Annotated in this window: 6 protein-coding genes; 1 reads left to right on the top strand and 5 read right to left on the bottom strand. The window is 64.4% G+C overall.

The window, feature by feature from the left end; genetic code table 11:
- Together B3873_RS16205 and B3873_RS16210 are read right to left on the bottom strand one after the other, a co-directional pair.
- A partial coding sequence (locus B3873_RS16205; protein WP_286867306.1) for a hypothetical protein occupies positions 1-272 on the bottom strand: 272 nt, incomplete at its 3' end.
- 13 nt (positions 273-285) lie between these two features.
- Positions 286-456, bottom strand: coding sequence for a hypothetical protein (locus tag B3873_RS16210; protein ID WP_157845750.1), 171 nt, complete (start codon positions 454-456; stop codon positions 286-288).
- A gap of 594 nt (positions 457-1050) precedes the next feature.
- Between B3873_RS16210 and B3873_RS16215 the strand changes: the two genes are divergently transcribed.
- Entirely contained in the window at positions 1051-3249 is a 2199-nt protein-coding gene (locus B3873_RS16215) for an ATP-binding protein (protein WP_286867308.1), read from the top strand.
- A 17-nt stretch (positions 3250-3266) separates the two neighbouring features.
- Here B3873_RS16215 and B3873_RS16220 read toward each other — a convergent pair whose 3' ends face one another.
- The 3 genes from B3873_RS16220 to B3873_RS16230 all read right to left on the bottom strand — a co-directional run.
- Positions 3267-3995 carry a response regulator gene (locus B3873_RS16220; RefSeq protein WP_286867309.1) on the bottom strand — a complete coding sequence of 243 codons (729 nt, stop codon included), beginning with the start codon at positions 3993-3995 and terminating at the stop codon, positions 3267-3269.
- The gene (locus B3873_RS16225) at positions 3992-4456 is read right to left on the bottom strand and encodes a response regulator (RefSeq protein WP_034330180.1); all 465 of its coding nucleotides are present in this window, start codon (positions 4454-4456) and stop codon (positions 3992-3994) included. The genes B3873_RS16220 and B3873_RS16225 overlap by 4 nt, the downstream gene beginning before the upstream one ends.
- Positions 4457-4512: 56 nt before the next feature.
- Positions 4513-6090 (bottom strand): sensor histidine kinase (locus B3873_RS16230; protein ID WP_286867311.1); only part of this gene is annotated, 1578 nt, incomplete at its 5' end.

Raw genomic sequence — 6090 nt, forward strand, 5'->3', positions numbered from 1 at the left:
GGCCGGTAGGCACGGCCGCCGAGACGGCCGTTCATGCCGATGTAAGCCCGCGCACAGCGCCGCCGGTAGGCGAGGATATCTTCCTCGCCGTGCAGTGGCTGCCCGGCGGTGTCCTGCGCCGGTTCCGGGTAAGCCGGCATCGCCAGTGGTTCGGGCTCGGCATCCGCCGCCGCGTGGCCCTGCGAGGCGATATGGTTGCGGTAGGCCGTCCAGTCGCCCTGGGCAATGGCGATCAGCGGATCATAAGGATGGGTGGAATCAGACTTGTCCATGAGGCTACCCTGCTCAAAGATCCGGCGCTGACCACTTGCGCCGGGCTGGTTGCAACGTCAGCTTGTCCTGTGCGGCATCGCGAAGGACCTGCGCATGCAGGCGCTCGCGCTGCCACTGATCGACCAGTCGCGTCGTCTGACCGACACTGCGATCGATTTTTTCCCTGTGTTTCATCGACAGCATGGGGTGTTCGCTCCCTGATGGTTCACCGGCTGCCCTGCTGGCTCCCGCTTCCGATGACAATTCATTTTAGCCGCGTCCGGCCAAACTGGAAGAGGCTGATGCCCCCTCTGTCCACGAATTGTCACTGCAAAAGTGGTCACAGCGCAGGACCGGAATTTTCTTTTCCCATGTGGCATCAATCAGATCCGCTCGTCCTGCAGGAAGACCGACCGTGCCGCGTTGTTTCTGCGAGTTTTGAGGATCTTAGAACCTCGCACGGATGAGTCCTATCGGACTGCGCCCGATTGATTTGTAGGACAAAGTGGAAGAGCCCCCTGGACGGCGATACTGCCCGGATCGTCACTTGTCGCGTGGTGAAATTAAATGTTGTTCAGCCTGCACGCAACTTTGCGATGACGCCTATAATTGGCATTTCCCGAAGCCAAGAATGCGCATCATTTTCCATCGCAGCCACTGGTCATGAGCCAGCATCTGCCGGACGCGAGACCGGGGTCTCCCGGATGCCCTTGCCTTCGCCCGCCACCTTGTCGGCGCGCGCGCATCAGCGCATCGGCAGTTCGACGTCCTGCAGTGCAGGCATCGAGAAAGTAGTGAATGAGCAATCCGTATCACGCAAGCCGCCGGCGACCGGTCGACCTGAGCAATTGTGATCAGGAGCCGATCCACATCCCCGGATCCATCCAGAATCATGGTGCCCTCCTGTGCTTCACGCCCGAGGGCAAGCTTGCCACGCGCAGCGCCAATGCGGCTGCCTTGCTGGGCGACCTGCCGGAGGTGGGACAGCCCTTGGACGAGGCCCATCTCAACGCTGCGGCCCGCGCCGTGATCCAGGCGGCACTGGAAGACCGCCATGGCTACGTCGACGCGCGCATCATTACGCTGGCCTCCGGTGCCTTCGACCTGGTCACGCACAAATCCGAAGGCGTGCTCATCGCCGAATTTGAACAGCGTCCCGCCGATGCCGTGTCGCTGGAGTCGTTCGCCCTGGCCGCGCATCAGGCCATCCAGCGCATCCAGCGCCAGCCCGGCGTGGAAGACCTGCTGACGCTGGCGGTTGACGAGATCGCCCGCATCACCGGCTTCGACCGCGTGATGGCCTATCGCTTCCTGCATGACGACAGCGGCGAAGTGATCGCCGAGCACAAGCGCGAGGACCTCGAACCATTCCTCGGCCAGCGTTATCCGGCCAGCGATATCCCGGCGCAGGCACGCCGCCTGTACGTCATCAATCCGATCCGCCTGATCGCCGATGTAACCGCCTCCACCGTGGCGCTGGAACCGGATCACAATCCGCTCACCGGCCGTCCGCTGGACCTCAGCCACAGCATGCTGCGCAGCGTCTCGCCGGTGCACATCGAATACCTCAGCAACATGGGCGTGGGTGCCTCCATGAGCCTGTCGATCGTGATCGGCGAACGCCTGTGGGGCCTGATCGCCTGCCATCACATGAGCGCGCACCTGGTGCCGCATTCGGTGCGCATGTCATGCCAGCTGCTCTCGCAGTTCGTGAGTGCCCTGGTGGAACGCAATCTCAACGGCGAGCGCGCCCGTGCGCTGGAGTACAGCGCCGACCTGCGCCGCAAGATCGTGGCCCAGGTCACCGACCGGGAAGACATCGTGCTGGCCCTGGCGGCTGACCATGAGGGCTTCCTGCGGCTGATGAATGCGCACGGTGGCGCCATCTCCATGGAGCGCAAGACCCAGGTCTTCGGCAAGGCTCCCTCGCGCGAAGGCGTCAACGCGCTCATCAACTGGCTCAACGAAAACGAACCGGGCGACTTCTTCTCCACCAGTGCGCTGGGGGCCGATGTGCCGGCACTCAAGGCAGCGCTGGGCGATATCTGCGGCGTGCTGGCCGTGCGTTTCTATCGCGAACAGGATGGCTACGCCTTCTGGTTCCGCACCGAGCAGGTGGAAGACGTCCGCTGGGGCGGCAATCCGGAAAAGAAATACAGCATCGGGCCGCTCGGTCCGCGACTGACCCCGCGCGGCTCCTTCGCGGTCTGGAAGGAAACGGTACGCGGCAAGAGCCTGCCGTGGGCCAAGACCGAAACCGAAATCGCCAACCAGTTGCGTATGGACTTCCAGGAAGTGGCGCTGTCCAACGAGAACATGGTCAAGCGCGCCCGCGAAACCCTGCTGGCGACGCTGGGCCATGACCTGCGCGATCCGCTGCAGGCCATCATGATGGCCGCGCGCATGATCGAGGTGCGCGAGCATTCGCCGTCCAGCTCCAACCTGAGCAAGCGCATCTCGTCCTCATCAAGCCGCATGCATCGCCTGATCTCCCAGGTGCTCGACATCAGCCGCCTGCAAAGCGGCATGGGGCTGGACATCCAGCGCCGTCCGGTGGATGTGCGCAAGATGGTCACCGAGATCGTCAACGAAGCGCGCATGGCCTACCCCGACAACGAGATCATCCTCGAAGCGGAAGACTGCGGCGAAATCGAACTCGATGGCGACCGCATCAGCCAGGTGGTCTCCAACCTGCTGTCGAACACCCGCCATCATGGCGAGATCGGTACGCCCTCGACCCTGATCGCGTTCCGCCGCGACGACGTACTGACGCTCTCGGTCTCCAATCACGGTCCGGCCATCCCGATGGCGGTGCGCGAGCACATGTTCAAGCCCTACAAGAAGGAATCCATGGGCAATCAGCGCAATGCGCGCGGACTGGGACTGGGCCTGTACATCGTCAGCGAGATCGTCAACGGCCACGGCGGCAAGATCGACCTCAACTGCGATCACCACATCATCACCTTCACCGTCACCTTGCCCATCCTGCCGGCCTGAACCGGCTGGATGGCGCATCAAGGCCAGTCCCGCTCCTGCTCCGGCAGCGCGCCGGAGTGGATGCGGTGCCGGGCCAGCAGGTCTTCCACCCACTGCGACTGCGCCCGCGCATGGCGCTCGATCACCTGCAAGCCCTTGTGCAGGTTGGCGGCATCCGTCCCGCCTTGCAACAGGTAATCGGTCCAGCCGAGGATGGCATTGAGCGGCGGGCGCAGTTCATGTGACAGCGTCCGCAGGAAGGCATCGCGTGCGCTGCGCAGGCGCTCGATCTCGGCCTGCGCCGCCTGCACCTCAGCCAGCAGCGCGTCGCGCTCGGCCTGCAGCTGGCGCACCCGCTCATCAATCTGCCCGGCATCACCGGCCTGCCGCTGCTGCGCCAGCACGCGCTGCACGCATTGCGGCAAGTGGTCGAGGTAATCACTGGTCTTGGGCAGTACGTCGGCTACACCAGCCCGCAAGGCTTCGATGATGCGCATTTCATCCGACATGCCCGAGACCATGATGGCCGGGATCCCCATGCCCGCAGCCCGCAGGCTGCGGAAGAAATCCAGGCCACTGTCCAGCGCCTGCAGGTTGTAGTCCACGATCAGCAGATCGGGCAACTCCTGTTGCACGGCCGCCTGGGCGGACTCGGCATCGGCCACGGCGGTGACACGGTATCCCTGCTTCCTGAGCACACGGCCGGCCAGAGCCAGCAGGCCTTCGTCATCCTCCAGCACCAGCACATGGACGGTCGCACCGCTCATCGGGAATCGCTCTCCCGCACCGGTGCGCCCGGCGGCGGCAGCTTGACCACCTGCAGGAAGAAGCCCAGCCGGCGCACCGCTTCGATGAAGTCGTCGTATTCCACCGGCTTGGTGATGTAGACATTGCAGCCTACTTCATAGCAATGGGCGATCTCGCGCGGGTCGTCGGTCGTGGTCAGCATGATTACCGGGATGGCCGCCGTGGCCGCATCCTGCTTCATTCGCCGCAGCACCTCCACGCCATTCACGCGCGGCATGTTCACGTCCAGCAACACCACCACCTGCTGCAGGTCGGTCCGCCCCAGCTCGCCCCCGAAAAAATGGTCCAGCGCTTCCTGCCCGTCGCGCAGGCGCTGGAAGCCGTTGACCAGCCCGGCGCGCCGCAGGTTCTTCTCGACCAGCACGGCATGGCCGTCGTCGTCTTCGACCAGGATGATGTTGACGCTCTGCTCTGTGGCCATCTCGTTCCCCCTTGTCCGTTGTTGATCCCTGTTTGTCCGATGCGGTCTGACTGCGTTCAGAACACCGGCGGGCGGGCCGGCAGGGCGACGTAGAAACAGCTGCCCTGCCCTTCGACCGATTCCACCCAGATGCGCCCGCCGTGCCGCTCCACCACCCGCTTGACCAGCGCCAGTCCGATGCCTTCGCCCTTGGCGGCGTTGCCGTGCAGGCGCTGGAAAGCGATGAACATCTTGTCCATGTAGGGGGCGGGAATACCGAGCCCGTTGTCGCGCACGAAGTAAGTCACCAGACTGGGAGCCGCCACCACGCTGTCGGCCTGCGGCACGTGACCGATGGTGATGTGGCCCGGACGGCCCGGATCAAGATAGTTGACGGCATTGCCCACCAGGTTGCCGAGCACCTGCTCTACCGAGGTCGGATCGCCATAGGCCGGCGGCAGGTCCGCTTCGATCTCGACCCGGGCGGATTTGGCGCGGATGCTGCCGCTCATGGCGGCGACGATGCGGGTAACGATGGCGTGCATGTCCAGCATCACCGGCTGGTATTCAACACGGCCGGCACGGGACAGTCGCAACATGGCGTCAATAATCCCGGCAGAGCGTGTCACGGCATTCTGGATGAAGCGCAGCGATGTATGGATGTCCTCTTCGACAAGCGTGCGCAGGCGTTGCCGGTCCGGTTCGGGCAGCGCCAGGCGATCCACCTCGTCCAGCAGATCTCGGGTGGCATGGGTGATTTCCTTGCTGAAGCCCTGCAGGTTCACCAGCGGCGAGCGCAGGTCATGCGAGACGCTGTAGATGAACATCTCATTGTCTTGCGTCTGTTGTCGCAGGTCGCTGTTGACGTCGGCCAGTTCGCGCGCGCGCTGCTCCAGTTCCTCGCGGTAACCCTGGCCCTGGCGCGCGGCTTCGGCGAGGCGCTCGCTGCTGCGATGCAGGGCATCGTCGAGCAGCGAGATCTCATCATGGCCGCCCAGGCGCGCCGCCAGCGGCTGGCCATCGGCCAGGCGGCGGGCATTGCCGGTGAGCACGCCGATGCGGGTGCTGATATTGCGCATGAACGCCAGCGAGGCCAGTCCGGCCGTGACAATCGAAACCAGCACCGCCAGAATCAGCAGCCAGGTCTGCGAGCGGCGTGCGGCCTGCAGACGCTCGCTGCGTTCGGCACCCAGACGCCGCTCTTCGGCCACGAAATTGTCGAGCAGATTGAGGAAGGTGGAAAGCCGGTGTGGGCCCTGTTCGTCGCGCAACTGGCGGATCAGGTCATCGCGCTCGCCGCGCATGAGGCGCTCGCGTGCACTGTCGTCCCAACTGCGGTAGCTGGCAATGGACTCATGCACCGTTCGTACGGCCGCGCTTTGCGACGCGTTGTCGGCAACCAGCCGCGCAAGCTCGCCGGTCTTGACCTCGATGTCGGCCCACAGGTCGCCCCGGCTCAGGGTGTCAGGCAGCTCCAACAGAACCGCATTGCGCACGCGCGCTGCCTCCAGCAGCATCGGCTCACGCAGTTCGGCGGCCTTGTTCATCACCTGCAGGGAATGCGAGGCCCAGCCCTCGGCATCCTCGGCATCGGCCTGGAACTTGAACAGCGCTCCCAGCAGCAGCACTTCAAACAGGCTTGGGATGGCCACGAT

This window comes from Herbaspirillum sp. UBA812 (assembly GCF_002296545.1).
In the GTDB taxonomy this organism is placed as follows: Bacteria; Pseudomonadota; Gammaproteobacteria; order Burkholderiales; family Burkholderiaceae_D; genus Herbaspirillum; species Herbaspirillum huttiense.